This is a genomic window from Acidaminococcus timonensis (genome assembly GCF_900106585.1).
Classification (GTDB): domain Bacteria; phylum Bacillota; class Negativicutes; order Acidaminococcales; family Acidaminococcaceae; genus Acidaminococcus; species Acidaminococcus timonensis.
The window spans coordinates 345,502-364,900 of sequence record NZ_FNWH01000006.1 but is presented as its reverse complement, the minus strand read 5'-3'; the positions used below and the strand labels follow the sequence as shown (position 1 = coordinate 364,900).

Below are 19,399 nucleotides of genomic sequence, written 5' to 3'. Positions count from 1 at the left end.
TATCTTCCTCCCAAAGGTTTTTATCGTATCAGACTGGCCACGGCTTCCGCCGCGATGCCTTCCCCCCGGCCGGTAAAGCCCAGCTTCTCGGTGGTGGTGGCCTTCACATTGACGGCACCGGCAGGGATTCCCAGATCGGTTCGCAGGTTCTCCCTCATGGCAGGCTCATAGGGCGCCAGTTTGGGCCGCTGGGCGATGATTGTCACATCCACATTGTTCACCTTCCAGCCCTCTTTCCGGAGCTTTTCCAGCACCACCGCCAGCAGCTTCCGGCTGTCAGCTCCCAGGAACCGGTCATCCGTATCCGGGAACAGCCGGCCGATATCCCCCAGCCCGGCAGCGCCCAGCAGGGCATCCATCAGGGCGTGGAGTGCCACATCCGCGTCGGAATGGCCGTCCAGACCTTTTTCACAGGGGACCTTCACCCCACAGAGGATCAGGTCTCGCCCTTCCACCAGCCGGTGGACATCATAACCGGAACCGATCCGGAATTCCATGGTCCGTTCCTCCTTCTCTTCCACCAGGGCCCGGGCCCATCGCAGGTCTTCCGGGGTGGTGATCTTCTGGTTTTCGTAGGAACCGGGCACCAGCTGCACCGGTACACCCATGGCTTCCGCAATGCTGGCATCGTCGGTGACAGCCAGATGGTTCTGCGCCACAAAGGCTCCGTGCCGTCTCAGCTGGTCTGCGGTAAAGATCTGGGGCGTCTGCACCGCCCACAGTCTGCTCCGCTGCAGGGTGCGTTCCACCTGGCGGCGGGAATTTCCTACTTTAATGGTATCCTTACAGGGCACAGCCGCAATGGCGGCACCGGTTTCTCTGGCTGCCTGCCAGACCCGGGTAAAAAGATCCGGGGTGGCAAAGGGGCGGGCCCCGTCATGGACGGCTACCCACCGGGCATCTGCCGGCAGTGCCGCAATGCCCCGTTCCACAGAATCCTGTCGTTCCCTGCCCCCGGTCACGACACGCCACACCAGGTGCGGGAATTTCTCCCCCTGGTATTGCCGCAGCAGGGCTTCGGCTTCCGGCTCTTCGCCGGCTGCCACCACCACCACAGCCTGCACCATCCCGGGAACTTTTGCCACCTGGCTCAGGTTCCGGATCAGGATGGGCACACCACCGATACAGGCATAGTTTTTATTATACCCCAAACCGAGCCGTTTTCCCATACCTCCGGCGGCGATGATGCAAAATAAACGGTCATCCATTGGCAAAATCCCTTCATTTCAGTTTGGCAAAGATCATCCGGCCTGCCGAAGTCTGGAGCACGGACGTGACCGTCACCGGCACGGTGAAGTTCACGCAGCGTTTGCCGCTCTCCACCACCACCATGGTGCCGTCGTCCAGATACCCGATGGCCTGGCCCGGTTCCTTGCCTTCCTTGGCCAGGAAGATCTGCAGTTCTTCCCCCGGCAGCACGCTCTGTTTCAGGGCATTGGCCAGGTCGTTGATATTCAGGACCTTTACGCCCTGGATTTCGGCCACCTTGCTCAGGTTGAAGTCGTTGGTGGCCACGATGCCATCCATCTCCTTGGCCAGACGGACCAGCTTCGTGTCCACTTCCGTCACATCATCGTAGTCCTTCTCAGAGATTTCCACCGTGGCATTCCTGTCAGCCTGGATCTCCCGGACGATATCAAGGCCTCTGCGGCCCCGGTTCCGCTTCAGGGTATCCCCTGAATCGGCCACCTTCTGCAGTTCTTCCAGGACGAACTTGGGGATGACGATGACCCCTTCCAGGAACCCCAGACGGATCACCTCCAGGATGCGGCCATCGATGAGAACGCTGGTATCCAGTAGTTTATAAGTGCGGGAAACATGACGGGATCCCAGTTTCCGGGCATTTTCCTTGCCCCGGGCAAACCAGACCCGATTGAAAAAAGATTGGATATCCTCGCGTTTGTTGAGGGCCACTTTGGCTCCGATGATGGCGCCCATGATGCTGAACAGCAGAGAAATGTACGGCCCGATGATGGGAATGCGGGAGAATGCCGTCCCCAGCAGGGTTGCCACGATCAGACCGGTGATCACCCCGATGGACAGGACAAAGATGTCACCTGTGGGCAGATCGGCCAGGTGTCCGGCCAGGATTTCCGAAAAGTGTACCGTGGAACGGATCAGCGGCTGGGACACTGCCCGTCCAACGTATCCGAAGATCAGGGCCCCTACTACGCCCAGGATCAGGTTCAGGGGTGTGATGCCCAGGAAACCCACCTTCAGATAATCCGAGCTGACGAATTCCGAAAAAAGCGGCGTGGCGATTTCCATCAGAAAAAAGCCAATGGCTGCAAAGACCAGGACCACCAGGAATTTCAGGATCTTTTCGACCATGTTTTTCACCTCCTTGCATAATATCTTAAACCATTTTACAATAATACGCCCATAAAGGAAAGGGAATAAGGCAAAAAGTTAAACTTTCTGTAAAAAAGGGCTATGAAAGGCTTCATAGCCCTTCACGAATCACTAGCCGATGGAAGCCAGCTTGCGCTAGATTGAATGAAGTAAGGGAGTTGTGAAAAACCTCACAACTCCCTTCTTTGGCGTTTCGATCAGATGAACTGGTCCAGCCATTCTTCACTTTTTTCTTCATCCACGCTTTCCACCAGCATGAACTCACTGAGCAGGATCTGCTTGGCCGTGGTCAGCAGGCGCCGCTCACCGGCGGACAGTTTCTTTTCCGTTTCCTGGACAGCCAGGGTGCGTACCACATCCGCCACCTCGAAAATGTCCCCGGTCTTCATCTTGTCCACATACATATTGTAGCGGCGGTTCCAGGTGATCCGTTTCATTTTGTTTTCAGGACGTGCTTTCAGCACTTCTTCAACCCTGGGCAGGATGGCTTTGTTCACAATGGGACGCAGGCCGATTTTATCCACATTCACTTCCGGGATCATGACTTTCATGTCACTGAGCAGCATTTTCAGGACAAAATAATTCACCGGATGTCCGTCGATCTGCTTCTGTTCCACATCTTTTATGATGGCTGCCCCATGCATGGGATACAGCACCTTATCTCCCACCGCAAACATCCTACGTCCTCCTTATATACAAAGTAGATACACCATCAACAACTATATATAGTGTAGCACAGGAATTGAGCAAAGTCAAAATTTTATTATTATAAACCATTTGGTATTGCAATGTCAACTGTTTGATATAGAAAAATCGGCTGTCTTTCGACAGTCGATTTTTTCACATTGTGCGATGTTCTTCCACGTACTCCCGGATCCGCTGGAGCCTTTCATCCGTCGCCGGATGATCGGACAGCATGCGGCCAAAGAAGCTCAGCCGGGGGTTGTGGTACATGTCGTCGATTTTGGCCAGACCTTCGTACAGTTCCGGCCCCAGGCCGATGTGGCAGGCATAATCATCCGCCGCATATTCATCCTGTCGGGCACAGTACCGGTTAAACAAAATCAGCGGATACGTCAGCACCCAGTTGCCGATCTGCAGGAAGAAATTCATGATCAGAGCAAAGAACCCCAGGACCCACCCGATGAAAGGGATGAACTGGAGCACCGTGATGATCATCAGGACCATCCGGTAGCACCAGAAGGCCACCCGGTTGGCCAGGGTCATGCCCCACAGGAGCAGCAGCTTCCAGGTGTGTCCCTTCTGCAGGTGCCCCATTTCGTGGGCCAGCACCCCGGACAGCTCATCCACGGTGAAATACCGGAACATGGGCTCATTCACCACGATGTTGTTGTCCCCCAACGCACAGGCGTTGATGGACTTGTCAGGGTTCACATACAGATGGAATTTTTCTCCCCCCAGACCGCCCCGCGCGATGATGGGCTGCAGAGCCTGTTCCAGCATGGCCCGGTATTCCCCTTTCGCAGGTTTATAACCGCTGAAGAAGATCATGAGCCGCTGGAACGGGGACAGTTGCATCAGGAGTCCGGGCACCAGGATCAAAAAGCTCATGAGCCAGTAGGAATAGCCGGGGTTGTCATTCAGCTGCTGCAGGGCAGCCGGATCCAGGAAAGGACCGAACACCAGCATGGCAAAGGGACTGTAGACGGAAAGCAGAATGAAATTGACGAAATAAGACGCCACCATCAGGATGACAGTCTTCACGCCGCTCCCTCCTTATTTCCCATATTCCTCTGCCAGTTTCTTGAACAGGGGCAAAGATTTTTTGATGGTATCATAACTGATGCAGTAAGAAGCGCGGAAATAGCCGGGACAGCCGAAATCCGTCCCCGGTACCAGGAGCAGATCGTACTTCCTGGCCCGTTCACAGAAGGCGTAATCATCCTCTTCCAGGCATTTGGGGAACAGGTAGAAGGCACCCTGGGGTTTCAGCACCGTAAAACCGGCTTCTTTCAGGCCTTTGTACAGCAGCTCCCCGTTCCGGCGATAGGGTTCCACATCGGAAGGTTTGCCGGCGCACCGTGCCACCACCAGCTGCCACAGGGAAGGCGCGTTCACATGGCATTCCACCCGGGCCGCCCCGGCAATGGCGCCGAACACCTTGTTGAAGTCCGCCACTTCACCGGGAATCACGATATACCCGATCCGTTCGCCCGGCAGGGAGAAGGATTTGCTGTAGGAATAGCAAACCAGGGTATCCTTGTAATACAGGGGGATATAGGGAACCTGGATATCTCCGTACACGATTTCCCGGTAGGGCTCATCGGAAATGATGAAGATGGGATGGCCGTATTCCTTTTCCTTTTTGTCCAGGATGGCGGTCAGGGTCTTGATGGTATCTTCAGAATACACCACGCCGCTGGGGTTGTTGGGAGAGTTCACGATGACCCCTTTCGTGTGGGGTGTCACCAGTTTCTCAAAAGCATCGAAGTCGATCTGGAAGTCTTCCGTACGAGCAGGCACCACTTTCAGGCTGGCACCGGTAGATTCCACGAAGCACCGGTATTCGGGGAAGAACGGAGCAAAGGCGATGAATTCATCCCCCTCTTCGGCCAGGGCCTTGAAGCAGATGGTGATGGCAGCCGCAGCACCGCTGACCATGAACAGGTTGGCTCCCGTGAAATGGGTGCCGAAACGGCGGTTGATATCCTTAGCCAGGGTTTCCCGTACCTGGGGATTGCCCGGTGCCACCGTATAGCTGTGGATGGCCTGAGGCGGCAGCTCATTCATGATATCGATGACGGCCTGTTTGATGAATTCCGGAGCCGGCACATTGGGGTTGCCCAGACTGAAGTCGCAGATATTCTCCGCGCCCACTTCCTTGGCCCGCTTCTGGCCGTATTCGAAAATGGTGCGGATGGTGGATTTTTTCGAACCCAGTTGGTACATTTTTTCATTAACCATGGTATCACCTGATTTTCTGAGAGTTAGTCTTATTATATCACAAAAAGGGACCATCACTTCCGTGACAGTCCCTCAATTTCATCAGCCCAGCAGAGCCTTCACCATGGCGTTGACCCGTTGGCCCGTTGCCTGGCCCTTGGTCTGTGCCATGACCGTTCCCATGACCTTACCCATATCCTTCATGGATTTGGCACCGGTCCTGGCGATGGCATCTTCCACGATCTTCTTCAGCTCATCGTCACTCAGTTGTTTCGGCAGGTACTTCTTCAGTACGTCGATTTCCTGCTGGTTCTTTTCAACCAGATCCGGACGATTGGCATCCTTGATCTCTTTGATGGTATCTTCTCTCTGCTTAACTTCCTTCATGATGACAGCCAGAACAGCACTATCATCCAGGTTGGTCTTTTCGTCTATTTCCTTATTCCGAATGGCAGCCCAGACCATACGCAAAACGGCCAGCCGAAGCTTGCCGTTTTCCCGGTCTTTCATGGCTTGCTTCATATCGGTTTGCAGAAGTTCTCGTAAAGACACGTTCTACGCCCCCAAATCAAGTCCTAAAAGATTATCTGGATTTGCGTTTTCTTGCAGCTTCAGACTTCTTTTTCCGTCTTACGCTGGGTTTTTCATAATGTTCGCGTTTCCGCACTTCGGACAGAACGCCAGCTTTCTGCGTAGCGCGTTTGAAACGGCGCAGAGCGCTGTCCAAAGATTCGGTTTTGCCAACTCTGATCTCAGTCATCTATATCCCTCCCTCCACGATCTCTTTCGGGAAGTGTAATTTAACATTAACACTTTGTTATTATACCGTAATTATGGAAAGGTTGTCAACAAAAAATTCTCAGCACGGAGGCCAGCCCAGCTCCTTGCCGCCCAGGATGTGGAAGTGCAGATGAGGGACGCTTTGTCCGCCCCAATCGCCCGTATTCACCACCACTCGGAAGCCGTGTTCCTCAAGACCCAGCTTCTTCACCAGCTCCGGCAGGATTTTCTTTACGTGGACCAGGATATCAGGGGATGCCGTGAGGATGTTTTCCGTGTGTTCCTTGGGAATCACCAGAACATGCACCGGTGCCCCCGGATTCAGGTCGTTGATCACGATCACCTTGTCATCTTCATAAACTCGTTTGCTGGGGATTTCCCCGGAAATGATTTTACAAAATACGCAGTCTGTCATTCGTCTCACCCCCCTGTCACCAATATACTATTTTATTATAGCACCCTTCAGCCCGTCCTCAAAGATACTTTCCAGCCGAACGGCAGAAATTTTTCCTTTCCACTCTTCGTCGCTGGGGGCATAGACCCGCACATAGCCGGGGGTCAGGCCTTCCCAAAGGCCGTTATCCTTGTTGCGCCGTTCCCACAGCACAGAAGACTCCGTGCCCAGCTGGGCTTCCCGGTAGGCCAGGTTCCCTTCCTGGTCGATGGCTTCCAACCGGTGCACCCGTTCCTGCTTCTCTTTGTTGGAAAGCTGGCCGGGCATGGTGGCTGCCGGTGTCCCCTTCCGCTGGGAATAGGGGAAGATGTGGATCTTGCTGAACCGGCACTGCCGGATGAAGTCCAGGGACTTCTGGAAATCTTCCTCCGTTTCGCCGGGGAAGCCCACGATCACGTCCGTGGTGATAGCCACGTTGGGCACCAGGCTGCGGATTCGCTGCAGCAGCTGGGCGAATTTGGCCGTATCGTAGGGCCGGTGCATCCGGGCCAGGGTGGCGTCACAACCGGCCTGCAGCGGTAAATGGAGATGGGCGCACAGCCGGGGATTTTCCACCATCAGCTTCAGCAGCTCGTCCTCCACTTCCACGCTTTCCAAACTGCCCAGCCGGAACCGAGGCACGCCGGGTACGGAGAGGGCCGCCTTCACCGCGTCGGAAAGCCGGGGACCGCCGGAGATTTCCTTGCCGTAACAGCCCAGGTGGATGCCGATGAGCACCACTTCCTTGTAGTTTTCCGCCGCCAGCCGGGCCACTTCCTCCTTGATGTTCTCCAGGGAGCGACTGCGCAGATGGCCCCGGGCATAGGGAATGATGCAGTAGGCGCAGTACTGGTCGCAACCCTCCTGGATCTTCAGGAACGCCCGGTTCCGGCTGGCATCCACCGCCGCATCCAGTTCTTCGAACCCACTGCCCACGGGCAGATCATGGACGGCGTTGATGGGGGCATCCGTAGGGTCTTCCCCCAGCCGTTCCCGCACCAGGTCCACCACCCTGCTCCGATCCTGGTTGCCGATGAGCAGGTCCACCCCTTCGATGTGGGCCACTTCATCCGGCGCTGCCTGGGGATAGCAGCCGGTGACCACGATCAGGGGCTTGGGATCCTTCCGGGCCGCCCGGTGGATGATCTTCCGGCTCTTGCTCTGCCCCATGTTGGTCACCACACAGGTGTTGATCAGGTAGATGTCCGCATCGTCCTCGAACCCTACGATTTCAAAGCCTGCATCCCGGAACAGTTTCTCCATGGATGCCGTATCCGACTGGTTCACCTTGCACCCCAGTGTATAAAAAGCGATTTTCTTCATGCTTGTCTTTCCTTAGCCTCCCAAATTGCCTGTTTCGTACATAATGGCCGTCAGTGTGGCCAGAGCCGCCGTCTCCGTCCGCATGATCCGGGGCCCCAGGCTCACCGAATGCCAGCCCAGCTGCTGGGTCAGGACGAATTCGTCTTTGGAGATGCCCCCTTCCGGACCGATCAGGAAGGCGATGGATTTTGCCTCCCTGTGGGCCCCCAGCACTTCCCGGATGCCCCGGGTGTCCTCCACTTCATAAGCCACGATCTTCAGTTGGGCCGTACAGGTGCTGACGATATCCCTGAAGCGGGCAGGCAGGGCCACCTGGGGGATGATGTCCCGCTTGCTCTGCTTGGCCGCTGCTTCCGCGATTTTCTGCCACCGCTGCTGCTTTTTGGCTGCCCTGGCCGGATCCACCTTCACCACCGAATGGTCCATGATGGCCGGGCGGATCTCCGTGACCCCCAGCTCGATGGCCTTCTGGATCACCCATTCCAGTTTGTCCTGCTTGGGCAGGCCCTGGATCAGGGTCACTTTGACAGAGGGTTCGTGGCTTTTTTCCAGGGTTTCCACCAGGGCCAGGTCCACCCGGTTTTCCCCGAAGCCGGTGATTTCCATCACCGCTGCCACCTGGTCCAGGCTCACGATCTGGAGCTGCTGCCCCAGTTTCATCCGCAGCACATGGGTGATGTGGTGGGCGTCCTGCCCGTCGATGAACATGGTTTCCCCGAAATCCCGGGGTACAAAGAACCGGTACACGTCAGCCTTCCTTTCCCATGGTCACGGCGCACCAGCCCGCCTTCCGTTTCACATCCAGGAAGGTAAAGCCGTTTTCCCCGGCCACTTTCTCCACATCCGGCAGCCGTTCCTCGATGATGCCGCTGGCCAGGAACCGGCCGTTTGTACGCAGCTTCACCGTCACTTCCGGCAGCACCAGGATGATGATGTCCGCAATGATGTTGGCAATGATCAGATCCGCCTGGCCGTCGGTACCGTCCAGCAGGTTCCCCTGGTTCACGGTGATCCGGTCGCTGAGCCCGTTCTGGGCAATGTTCTCCCTGGCCACTTCCACGGCCTTTTCGTCAATGTCCACCGCATGGATGGTTTTGGCTCCCAGGAGCGCTGCCGTCATGGCCAGGATGCCGCTGCCGGTGCCCACGTCGAACACATCACAGTCCGGCGTCACCATCTCTTCCAGCCGCTGGATGCACATGCTGGTGGTGGCATGGGTGCCGGTACCGAAAGCCATGCCCGGATCCAGGGCAATGACCTTTTCGTCCCCCTGGGGTTCGTAGGTCTCCCAGGAGGGCTTGATCACGATTTTCTTCCCCACTTTGGTGGTGTGGAAGTACTGTTTCCAGGTATTGGCCCAGTCCTTTTCGCTGATTTTCCGGAACAGGGTGGGTCCGAAGCGGAATTTGCCGATCCGGCCCTCGATCACCTGGAGGCCTTCTTCAATGGCGTCCAGTTTTTCCTGAAGCTGGTCGTTTTCCGGGTAATAGGCAGAAACGGTGACCACTTCCGTATTTTCCTGATGGGGAATGTCGCACAGTTCCCAGGTGGCGCTTTCCCGCAGCTGGTTCAGCAGCAGCGGGTCTTCGATCTCCACCCCGTTCCGGGCCCCTGCGTCCCGCAGCAGGTCCGCCACTGCTTCCACCGCTTCATGGGTGACTTTGATGCTCACTTGCAGCCAAGATTCCATTTGTAATGCTCCTTTGTACAGATATCGTTTTATTATACCATAAACGGGAGCCTGAAAACATGGTTTCGGGCTCCCGTTTTTACCGGTTCTCTGTTCAGTTGAATCGGATGTACACTGCCTTCAGGTCTTCCAGCCCCAGGCCCATTTTCTGGAACCCGGTGTGGAGGGCGGCTTCGGACAGTTCTTCGTTTTTCTTCGGGTCCCCTGCTTCCAGCAGCTGACGGGCTGCTGCATCCACGGCATGGATGTTGAAGGAGACGCCGTTGTACACCAGCCGGTAGCTTCCATCCCCGCCCGGCAGGGTCAGGGTGGTGGTGTATTCCCGGTACTGGGTCTCAGGCTGATCCGGTTCCGGCAGCCGCATGCCGCTGGGGGTGATCTCCACCTTCTCCGGCATGCTTTCCACGTCAAAGGTTCCGTAGTTGGTCACTTTGCCGTCCAGCACTTTGAAGAAGGGGATGGATTTCTTTTCCCGGTACCAGGTTCGTCCACCGTCCCGGTGTTCTTCTTCCCCACGGAAATCGTCCATGGTAGGTTCTTCCACTTCGCCTTTCCCTGCGGGCACCGGATTGGGTTTCTCCGGGGTGATGTCCGGCTTCACCGGTTTGTCCACCGGGGTGATGGTCACCGTGGCATCCCCGCCCAGGAGGTTGTAGTTCTTCAGGAAGTCCAGGTACTGATTGGTGGTTTCCGTGGTGAACTCATACCGCCCGGGAGCGTTGGTGTAGGAATTGTTGTCCAGGTAGGCGTTGCCGTAGGACCCGTAGTTGAACTTCAGGTCGGATACGTTCTTTTCGTCCCCGTTGGTCAGGCCCTGCACGCCGGACGTGGTGAACTTCACGGTGCCAAAAGGCGTGGTCACGTCTTTGGTGTTGACGGTGAGATCCGCTTTCTTGACGATGATGTCCCCTTTGATGGTCACTTTGTAGTTCCCGCTGGCATCGGTGGTTCCATCCTCATGGACGATCCCGCCGCCATCTGATTCCAGGTCATTCTCGTACTTCCCGGCATCTGCCGTTATCCGTCCATCCCGGTTCTTCTCATAGGCACCGTTAGCTTTAGGGGTCATGGTGAGCCCAGCGGTGGAAATGGTATCCCCATTCACCAGAGGCGGCGTAGCGATTTCCTTGAAGGACCGGTCCGCCAAACCGTAGGTCTGGATCATTTCGTTGTCCACGGTGATGGCCACCGGGGTCAGGGTGACGGAACCAGCCTGATCCTGTACCACATCATAGTTGTCCAGGGACTTGTTGAAGTCCGTCGTAATGCCATAGCTGTCCAGGTTGCCGTCGGTCTTGTACTTCACATCGTTGGTCCGTTCCTTACTTACGAGAGCACCGGATGTGTTGGTGATACCAATTTTAGACGTCAAGTCCGCCAGGCTGTCCCCGTTCTTTTCGCCCGTAACCGTGGTAGCACGGTCCAAGTCTTTCTGCACTGCCCCGGCATCCCCATAGGCTTCCGTATAGTCGTCAGTGGACAGGTGCAGGGTGGCCTTCTTGATGGTGGCATTGCCGTTTTCGATCTCGATGTTGTAGTTGTCCAGTGTCTGATTGGTAGACCCTTCCAGGTAGTATGGCCCGCCGTTCACTGTCTTGGTCACCTTGCCGGCCTGTTTTTCCTCTGCGGAAGCATCGCCCGTATTGGTATAGGTGATATTGCCCGTGCCGTACGTCCCATCGAGGGCACTCGTCACCACGCCTGAGCCGTCCCCGTTGGTCAGGCCTTCGATACTGCTGGTATCATAGCCATACTTGCTGGTATCAAAAGCCGTACCATAGGTAGTAGAAACATCGTTCAGCTTCACCTTCACAGTAGCTTTCTTCACCGTGGCCTTGCCGGTCAGGTCAGAGTTCACTTCATCAATTTCGTAATTCTTGGCCGTATCGCCCTTCAGGGTAAACTTTCCTGTCAGACCATAGTCTCCTGCATTCTGGATCTTGACAGCGGAATTGTTGGGATCAGACTTTTCTCCTCCATTAGAATAGGAAACTTCAATCTGATTGTTCCTTACGTAGTCCTCTGAATCTCCATTGGCATTTCCAGACAGGGTATAGGTATAAGGGGTCCAATCACTTGACCCATAGGTAGTGCTCGTATCCCCCACTTTCAAGGTCAGTTTAGCCTTTTCCACTGTAGAAGTCCCCGGGTTCACCACTTTGATGTTGTAGTTGTCCAGAGTCCTGGTGGTGCTGCCGGTGATCTGGTAGCTACCTGCGTTCTGGGTCTTGACATTTTCGTTATTGGGATCGGATTTTTCCCCGCCATTCACATACGTAAAATCGCTGTCCTGGAGGACATCGGTGATGGCCGTTGCGGCATCCCCGTTGGTCAGCCCCTGCAGATCCGCCGCATCCTTTTTGTACCCATAGGTGCTGCTGTCAAAGCCCTGCCCATAGGTAGTGGAAACGTCTTTCAGGGTCAGGGTCAGATCCGCTTTCTCCACGGTGGAATCGGCCCCGTCGATGACCACCTTATAATTCTGCAGGGTCTTCTCCGTGGTCCCGGTCAGTTGATAGCCGGTACCCGCATCCTGGGTCTTGGCGCCCTTGGCGATCTTATCCGGATCCGTAGCGTCCCCGGTGTTGGTGTAGGTGATATCCCCGTTGCCAATGGCTGTTGTCACCACTTCCGTGCTGTCCCCATTGGCCATCTCCAGCTTGCTGGCATCGTAGCCGTACTTGCCGGTATCGAAAGCTGTACCGTAGGTGGTGGATACGTCATTGAGCTTCAGATGGATTTCTGCCGGAGTGACTTCAGCCTTGCCGGCCTTCACGGTGCCAATTTCGTAGTTCTGCGCCGTATCCCCGCTGAGCGTGAAGGTTCCCGTCAGATCGTAGCTGCCTACATTCTGGGTCTTTACCTTGTCATTGGCCGCATCGGATTTCTCCCCGCCATTGGTGTAGGTAACAACGGTGATCTTGTTGTGTTCTACACCCTCTGCCGTATCCCCATTGGTGTTTCCAGACAGGGTATAGCTGTACGTATTGGGATCAAAAGCAGTTCCGTAGGTGGTTTCCGTATTCCCCACAGTCAAGGTCAGTTTGGCCTTTTCCACCGAGGATTTCCCATTGGTGATATGGACGGTATAGTCAGAGAGGTCCTTGCTGGCAACTCCCTGGAGTTCATAAGTCCCGGCGTTCTGGGTCAGGGCCCCATTGGCAATCTTGACCGGATTGGTGGCATCCCCGGTGTTGGTGTAATTCAGGAACTTTTCTCCCAGAACAGCATCCTGGGTATCCCCGTTCACCAGCCCACCCTTGGCGCTATCCACTGTATAGCCATACTGGGTATCATCAAAGGCCGTGCCATAGGTGGTGGACACATCCCATACCGTCAGGTAAAGGTTTGCCGGGTTTACCGTGATGGTGCCGCTGCCGGTGACTGCATAGTTGGCGGAAGCGTCGCTGCCGTCGCTGGCTTTTACTGTGGCGCCGGTGGTCAGATACTGGTTTTCATAACTGCCTACGTGGGCCGTATCGTTGCTGCCCTTGCTGTCAGCATACTTGCCGTCAGTAGCAATTTTATAGGAAATGCTGCCGGTATCCAGGGTATCCCCGTTCACCAGCTGAGTGCTGTAGTCCTTCGTCGTCCTGCTGGTCACATCAGCTTTGCCGTAGGTCTGCGTAGCATCAGTATTGATGGTCAGGGTCTTCCGGAGGATTTCAATATCGCCGTTGATCGTGTTCAGGTCATACCCGTTCAGCGCCTTGGCCCCATTTTCCTCCACCTTGAATACATAGAAGGCCTTGTTCCCATCAGAAGCTGTTTTGTCTTCGTCCCCGTTGGTCCGGGTGGCTCCTGCCGCTGCCCCACCACTGGAAACAGCCACAGCATCCGTTCCGGTTTTAGTCCCATCGGAACTGGTCACGTAGTTCAGATAATCGGCTTCCTTGAAATTGCTGAACTGGGTCACATCGACATCCTTGCCGTTGGAATCCGTATAGGTGGCCGACGTGCTCAGCAGCTTTCGCAGCTGGTCCTCGGTAAGGGTATCCCCATAAGTCTTCTGCTGGCTTCCCCCGGAAATGGTGATCACCGGCGTCACCTGGAAGATGAACTTGTTGCTGCTGGTATCGTTATAGCCCGAGAGAGTATTGTTAGAGCTGTTTGTATTCACCGTACTGTTGGAGCCGGATTTAGCGGTCCACTGGGCATTGGTACCACTGTTCAGGTTGCTGCCCAGGCTGGTGCCATGGTCGCTGGGCGAATTGACATAGACCTGCCAGGTACCGTTGGTGCCGGTGGTGATGGCATTTTCACCTGTGGTGCTGTTTACCAAAGAGCCCTGGCTGCCCTGGGCATCCACCACCACAGCGCCTTTTGCCGTGCTGGCCGCAGCCAGGGTGCCATCCGTGGCCTTGCCATTGTAATCCACGCCGGCGCCCAGGGTGATCTTACCGGTATCCCCAGTGGAGGTCAGGCTGATCTTGCCGCCCTTCAGGTTGCCGTCACTATCCGTATAGCCGTCGGATTCCACGCCGTGGACGGTGAGGTCACCGGCGGACTTGATGGTTACACTGTCCAGCTGGAAAGCGGTGTTCTGGTATCCATCGCTGCGGGTGGTGATGTCGCTGGCAGAAGAAGTGGTATCCGTGGTGCCGGAATGGATTTCCCCGCCTACCGATACGGTACCCCCGGAAATATAGATTCCATGATCCGCATAGACCGTGCCGTTATGGTAGGTGGTGGCTGTGTTGTTTGGATTGCCAAGAGTCACCGCTCCAGTGCTTTCAATGTTCACCGTATCCAGGGCCTTGGCCTTGCCCAGGTCGCCTTCCAGATTGACGGTGCCGCTGCCGGCCTTGATGTTCAGGCTGGAGTTGGCCAGGTTGGTTTCCTTGATGAAGCCTACTGTGGTAGCTCCGCCCATGGCCGCATCGTCCCATTTGCCAGTGGTGCCATAGCCTACACTCAGGAAGGGGGAACTGTTATCCGGTTGAAAGCGGGTAACATCGACACGTTTCTTATCCGTTGCAGTTGCCTTATCAGTCCAGGTATCCCAATTCACATAGCCATAAACGTTATTTCCCTGATTATAGGTATAAGTCTTCCCATCACTGCCTAATGATACCGTCCCCCAATCAGAACCGGCATTGCTGTAGAACTGGGTTCCCTTGCCGCCATTTGCTTCCCCTTCCGGGCCGGTGACCCAGTACATGCCGTCCTGATAAGTTGGATCATCTGGCATCCCCCAGTAAGAGTAGGGGTACAGTTTATCGTTATTCGTGGATCCAGTTTTTTTCAGCACGCCGGAGCCACGTCCGCCGGCCCAGAGAATCTGCTGTCCGTTCGGTGTGGTTAAAGAGTTTTCCAACACCGTTGTAATAGTAGCCAGATAAGAATCTCCTACAGCCGATTTGCCATTATTATAAGTTTTCGTTTTCGGGTCGTACTTAGCCAATGTTTCGGACACAAACCAATTGCTGGCAATAAGCCTCTTAATATCATTGGTTAAATTCGTATAAGCAGTGATGCCATTACTCATTGCCGTTGTATCCGTGCTGTTCTTCGCTAATGTAAGTGCACCCTCTGCCAGGCTTTGAATCTGCTGCTGTGTCAAAGTAGTAAATTTATTTCCCACTTTGTAGCCTAGGGCATTATTAGAAACTCCGTTAACTGTAACAGAACTTACCGTCAAGGCATAGGAAGTACTCCCAACTGTAATAGTTGGGTTGGATGTCATATATCTGTCCAAGAAGCCCGCCGGGTCGGAAACGGCCACATACTGTAAATATTCTTTCGTGGACATTTTCCCTTCAGTAATAATTACAGACGAATATCCTTTTCCCTTTGTTATACTGACAGCTGTCGAACTACCATCCCCCAGCCAGCGAATATTCTGAGTATCTGTTTCTTTATCAAAAGTATAATGCGGCTCACCATTGGAAAAATCCGCAGCATCCGTTGTTGTTTTGTAGCTGCCATCATCATTCGTTGCATAGCTTCCATCCGAATTCTTTACATAGTTGACGCCCTGATAATGATAAGCCGGAACGGTATCAGAAGTCAGATAATCATTGACTTTATCAGCTGTGAGCTCATCCCAAGTAGTAGTACCATAAACATAGGCCCCATAGCTGTTCCCGGAGTTGATGATCCCGGTGGCCGTCACAGCTCCGCCTCCGGAATCCAGGGTCAGAGTTCCCCCGTTAAGGCCGATGGCGATTTCACCATTCAGGGTGATCTTGCCGCCTTTTGTCTGGATCAGGCGGTCATCCTTCTTGCCGTCTGCCGTGCCATCGTCATTGACATGGCCGAAATAGGTACCGACCGTATGACCCGCAGGATCTGCCTTGCCGTCGCCAAGGGTCCCTTTGCCATACCCTTTGGTATTGGCCTTATCGCTGTTATATGTCACCGTACCGCCGGAAGCGGAGGTGAAATCTCCCCCATTGGTGTTGATATTCCCATTGATGATTACGGCACCAATCTGGTCCCCATTGCTGTCCGCATTCAGGACTACGTTCAGTTTGTTGGACGTAGAGGAAATATTGCCGTTGACGGTGATGTTCCGCATGGCATCCAGGGTAAAGGTCGCATCGTCCCCTGCGGTCTTCTCGATGTCATTTTTGACAATGATATTGGCCGATCCGTTGGTGGCCGCTGCCTGGATGGTCACATTGGTGCCCGCATTCAGCCTTTTTTCCACCATATCGGTAGAGATCCAGGTCACGGCGCTGTTCACGGAAGAGACATTGGCGGTGGTTGCATCGGGGTCGTTGTAGCCGATAGAGGCACTGCCCTCGGTAAAATCAGAGTCAGTGGCTGTTTTCTTGTCGGCGTTATCATAGTTGCTGCTGGTAGTGGGATCACTGTCGGCAATAAACACATCCAGCGGGTCCAGCAGCCATTCCCCTGCCTTACCATTGACGCCCTTGGCGTCAATATTCAAGTTATCCCCCAGATTCAGCACGTCGCCGGAGGTTTCGATCTTGCCGCCGTCCACATCACCGCGGGCTAGAAGGTTTGTCCCATCGTGGACAATAGTCTTTTCACCGATGACTTTGATATTTCCTGCGCTCTGGCCATCTTCCATGCCGGAGGCATCCAGGGTACCGCTCACTTCCACCTGGCCGTTGTCACCGCCGTCGAGGAGGATCTGCCCCTTTTCATCTTTCCGCAGGGTTTTGGCTTCGAGGGTACCGGTGTTGTTCACCACAGTCCCCAGCAAATCCTGAGCACTTTTGGCGGTCATCACCACATAGCCCCCGTCGGCCTGGATCCTGCCGCTGTTCAGGGCCTTTGCCTGGGCCAGTTCCCCATCCACGGCATAATTCAACTTCCCGTCGCTGTCCGGAGACAGGGTCAGCTGTTTGGCCGCAGCCAGGGCCACGGTACCGCCCGGATTGCTGATGGTGCCGGTATTTTCCACCTGGGCTGCATGGAGGGCCACCAGGCCGCCCTGGGCCGTAATGGTGCCTTCATTCAGGATGGTGCTGGTGTTCCCCTCCCCGATGGTCAGGTTCAGGTTGGCGGTGCTGCCAGCGAAGCTCTTCATGAAGGGATCGTTCAGCTGGGCAGTGGAAGCCACCAGGCTGCCCACGTCCACAGTGGCGGTTTTGCTGAACACCACCCCATTGGGGTTCACCAGGAGCAGGTTCCCGTTGGCGGAAAGGGCCCCGTCGATCACGGATTTCTGGCCCCCGGTGATCCGGTTCAGGGCCACTGCATCCCGGCCGGGCTGGGCGAATTTTACAGCCTCATCTTTGGCAATGTTGAACTGGGTCCAGTCCACAGCCATTTTCCCGCTGTTCTGGGTCACAGTCATGGTCTTGCCGTTCTGGGCAATGGCCCCCTGGCCGGACTGGATCTGACCGCCGGTGGGCATGGCACAGGCAGTCCCTCCCAGGGACAGGGCCAGCAGGATGCCGGCCGTCAGGCTGTTTTTCCATTTTCTGCTGTATCTCGAATGGTTATCCATATCTGTTCTCTTCATAGTTTCCCTCACTTAGAAATACACGCCGCCGGTCAGCCAGAAATGGCCGTTCTTATGGCTGGTGTCGCTGACAGGTTCCTCGGCTCCCAGTCTCCAGGCGTAGTCTGCCCGGACGAACCAGTCCTGGTACCGGGACCAGATCAGCCCGATGCCCACATCCTGCAGGTTCCGATGGTTCTTTTCTCCGACAGGGGTCAGACTGCTGTCATGGTTCATCCACACGCCCCCGTGTTCCAGATAAAAGGCCAGGTGCAGCTGCTGGTCCTGCTTTTGGAGGGGCAGCAGCCAGCGCAGTTCTGCCCGGGTCAGGTACCCGGTATCTCCGGAGCCCTCACTGGTGGGATAGGCCCGCAGCCCGTAAGGACCACCCAGGTAGAAGTGTTCGGACGAATCCAGGTTGGAGAAGGCGTACTGGCCCCGGGCGGTCAGCAGCAGGTACGTCCTGTCGTCCAGGTTCTGCCGCCGCTGGATGTAGCCGGTGGCCTTGTGGTAGGTACCGTTGGTCCGGGGGCTGCCGGCCAGCCACTGGGTGTAGACGTCAGGCGAATAGAAGGCATCGTTGGTGATGTTCCCCCATTTGTATTCCACCCGCCAGTCGGTGGCGCCCAGGTTGTCCTCGTCGTCCCCGTAGAGAGCCAGTACCCCGGCATCCCCGGTTTTGTCCCCATAGGTGGAATTCCAGATTTTCCGGTATTCGTCCTTGATGTCACTGTGTTCGTAGCGGATCCCGGCATACAGGTTGTGTTTCCGGCTCCGGCGGATGGCATAATCCAGCCCCAGGGATGCCACCTTGGAATGGCCCACCCCGTCGTATTGGGCGAATTCATCTCCCAGATCGTAGCTGAGCACGTTGTACCCGGCGGAGAACCGCCACCCGTCCCGAATCACCGGCAGGGTATAATTCAGGCCCCAGTCGAACATCTTCCGTCCGGAGGTGGACAGGTTGGCGGTGAGATGGTCCCCTTCGCGGGCCAGATTCAGGAAGTCGTAATTCACGGAATACTGGTTGTACCCCATGGACCGGCTGCCGTAGTTGCTGGCGGTGAAGAGCCCCTGTTTGCCCTTGTATTGGTCCACATCCAGCACCACATGGACGCTGCCGGGTTTGGATCCTTTCTGGAGGGTGGCCTTGGCATCCGCCCCGGCCAGGTCGGTCAGGAGCCATACTGCCCGTTCCAGGTTGTCCCTTGTCAGATATTTTTCCTTCTTCAGGAAGTTGGTTTCCCGCTCCAGAGCGCCCTGGTGGATCCGGGTATGGTTGTTGATGGTGAAACCGTCCAGAGAGCCTACGGTCACCGCATATTCCACGATCCCGTCATGGATCTTCTGTACCGGCAGATAGGCGTGGGCCACCAGGTACCCTTTTCCCCGGAAGTACCGGGTCAGTGTATCAGCGCCTTCCTGGAGGTCCTTAAAGGTCAGCAGCCGGCCCTTTTTATCCGCCAGCAGCGACTGGAGCTCCGGTTCCGGGATCACATCCTGGCCGGTGATCTTGAATCCGTTCACCTGGACCTTCAGGGTATCCGGCAAATCCAGTTTGGGGCGTTCTGTCTCTTCTACGGCAATCTGACCGGTGGCGGCGGCCCGCTAGGCTTCCGCCCGGGCCCGATTCCGTGCTTCGTTCTGGAGCATGGAGGCATCACTCTGCCGCTGCCGAACATTCTGCAGCGCCGCAGCATCTTCCTGGGTGAGGGCCGCACCGGCCACTGCCACAGGCAGTACTCCCAGGCCCAGTGCTATGGCTGCCCCGATCATTGGATGGAAAGGATGTTTCATCATAGTGGATTCCCCTTATCTGTCTTGTTATTTGTATTGTAACCAATAGTCTTTTCCGACAATACTTTCGTTTCTTTTTGTCGTTATATTATATACGAATTATTATTGAATATCCACCTGTTCTTTATGTGTTTTATTCGGGTTTATTGATTGTTCACAAATTATTTCCACATTGTCTATGCACATTTCCTTCTGTTTTTTC

At 55.4% G+C, this 19,399-nt stretch carries 14 protein-coding genes; all 14 read right to left on the bottom strand.

Annotation, left to right across the window (positions count from 1 at the left end):
* Positions 1 to 20 precede the first annotated feature (20 nt).
* On the bottom strand, positions 21 to 1,208 hold the full coding sequence (gene ispF / locus BQ5462_RS11500) for a 2-C-methyl-D-erythritol 2,4-cyclodiphosphate synthase (RefSeq protein ID WP_071142416.1): 1,188 nt from the start codon (positions 1,206 to 1,208) through the stop codon (positions 21 to 23).
* 13 nt (positions 1,209 to 1,221) lie between these two features.
* Positions 1,222 to 2,331, bottom strand: coding sequence for a PIN/TRAM domain-containing protein (locus tag BQ5462_RS05580; protein WP_071142415.1), 1,110 nt, complete (start codon positions 2,329 to 2,331; stop codon positions 1,222 to 1,224).
* Positions 2,332 to 2,549: 218 nt separating this feature from the next.
* Positions 2,550 to 3,029, bottom strand: a complete 480-nt coding sequence (locus tag BQ5462_RS05575; protein WP_071142414.1) for a CarD family transcriptional regulator — start codon at positions 3,027 to 3,029, stop codon at positions 2,550 to 2,552.
* Positions 3,030 to 3,192: 163 nt separating this feature from the next.
* Complete coding sequence (locus BQ5462_RS05570) at positions 3,193 to 4,077, bottom strand: M48 family metalloprotease (protein WP_071142413.1); 885 nt, start codon at positions 4,075 to 4,077, stop codon at positions 3,193 to 3,195.
* A 12-nt stretch (positions 4,078 to 4,089) separates the two neighbouring features.
* Positions 4,090 to 5,277, bottom strand: coding sequence for a pyridoxal phosphate-dependent aminotransferase (locus tag BQ5462_RS05565; RefSeq protein WP_071142412.1), 1,188 nt, complete (start codon positions 5,275 to 5,277; stop codon positions 4,090 to 4,092).
* An 81-nt stretch (positions 5,278 to 5,358) separates the two neighbouring features.
* Complete coding sequence (locus BQ5462_RS05560; RefSeq protein WP_071142411.1) at positions 5,359 to 5,808, bottom strand: GatB/YqeY domain-containing protein; 450 nt, start codon at positions 5,806 to 5,808, stop codon at positions 5,359 to 5,361.
* Positions 5,809 to 5,839: 31 nt separating this feature from the next.
* Entirely contained in the window at positions 5,840 to 6,016 is a 177-nt protein-coding gene (rpsU, locus tag BQ5462_RS05555; protein WP_012938095.1) for a 30S ribosomal protein S21, read from the bottom strand.
* A gap of 99 nt (positions 6,017 to 6,115) precedes the next feature.
* Positions 6,116 to 6,451: a histidine triad nucleotide-binding protein gene (locus BQ5462_RS05550; protein WP_071142410.1), complete on the bottom strand. Its 336-nt coding sequence runs from the start codon at positions 6,449 to 6,451 to the stop codon at positions 6,116 to 6,118.
* 27 nt (positions 6,452 to 6,478) lie between these two features.
* A complete protein-coding gene (gene mtaB, locus BQ5462_RS05545) occupies positions 6,479 to 7,792 on the bottom strand; it encodes a tRNA (N(6)-L-threonylcarbamoyladenosine(37)-C(2))-methylthiotransferase MtaB (RefSeq protein ID WP_071142409.1) in 1,314 nt (437 codons plus the stop codon).
* 12 nt (positions 7,793 to 7,804) lie between these two features.
* Positions 7,805 to 8,539: a 16S rRNA (uracil(1498)-N(3))-methyltransferase gene (locus tag BQ5462_RS05540; RefSeq protein WP_071142408.1), complete on the bottom strand. Its 735-nt coding sequence runs from the start codon at positions 8,537 to 8,539 to the stop codon at positions 7,805 to 7,807.
* A gap of 1 nt (position 8,540) precedes the next feature.
* Positions 8,541 to 9,482, bottom strand: coding sequence for a 50S ribosomal protein L11 methyltransferase (gene prmA / locus BQ5462_RS05535; RefSeq protein ID WP_071142407.1), 942 nt, complete (start codon positions 9,480 to 9,482; stop codon positions 8,541 to 8,543).
* 94 nt (positions 9,483 to 9,576) lie between these two features.
* Positions 9,577 to 17,406 carry a two-partner secretion domain-containing protein gene (locus BQ5462_RS05530; RefSeq protein WP_071142406.1) on the bottom strand — a complete coding sequence of 2,610 codons (7,830 nt, stop codon included), beginning with the start codon at positions 17,404 to 17,406 and terminating at the stop codon, positions 9,577 to 9,579.
* A gap of 27 nt (positions 17,407 to 17,433) precedes the next feature.
* A complete protein-coding gene (locus BQ5462_RS05525) occupies positions 17,434 to 18,927 on the bottom strand; it encodes a ShlB/FhaC/HecB family hemolysin secretion/activation protein (protein WP_205407932.1) in 1,494 nt (497 codons plus the stop codon).
* An 81-nt stretch (positions 18,928 to 19,008) separates the two neighbouring features.
* Entirely contained in the window at positions 19,009 to 19,200 is a 192-nt protein-coding gene (locus BQ5462_RS05520) for a hypothetical protein (protein ID WP_071142404.1), read from the bottom strand.
* Positions 19,201 to 19,399: the final 199 nt, after the last annotated feature.

Excerpts from the sequence above, each read along its gene's own strand:
- ispF (WP_071142416.1), bottom strand. The coding sequence starts at position 1,208 with ATGGATGACCGTTTATTTTGCATCATCGCCGCCGGAGGTATGGGAAAA.
- BQ5462_RS05580 (WP_071142415.1), bottom strand. The coding sequence starts at position 2,331 with ATGGTCGAAAAGATCCTGAAATTCCTGGTGGTCCTGGTCTTTGCAGCC.
- BQ5462_RS05575 (WP_071142414.1), bottom strand. The coding sequence starts at position 3,029 with ATGTTTGCGGTGGGAGATAAGGTGCTGTATCCCATGCATGGGGCAGCC.
- BQ5462_RS05565 (WP_071142412.1), bottom strand. The coding sequence starts at position 5,277 with ATGGTTAATGAAAAAATGTACCAACTGGGTTCGAAAAAATCCACCATC.
- rpsU (WP_012938095.1), bottom strand. The coding sequence starts at position 6,016 with ATGACTGAGATCAGAGTTGGCAAAACCGAATCTTTGGACAGCGCTCTG.
- BQ5462_RS05550 (WP_071142410.1), bottom strand. The coding sequence starts at position 6,451 with ATGACAGACTGCGTATTTTGTAAAATCATTTCCGGGGAAATCCCCAGC.
- mtaB (WP_071142409.1), bottom strand. The coding sequence starts at position 7,792 with ATGAAGAAAATCGCTTTTTATACACTGGGGTGCAAGGTGAACCAGTCG.
- prmA (WP_071142407.1), bottom strand. The coding sequence starts at position 9,482 with ATGGAATCTTGGCTGCAAGTGAGCATCAAAGTCACCCATGAAGCGGTG.
- BQ5462_RS05530 (WP_071142406.1), bottom strand. The coding sequence starts at position 17,406 with ATGGATAACCATTCGAGATACAGCAGAAAATGGAAAAACAGCCTGACG.
- BQ5462_RS05520 (WP_071142404.1), bottom strand. The coding sequence starts at position 19,200 with ATGATGAAACATCCTTTCCATCCAATGATCGGGGCAGCCATAGCACTG.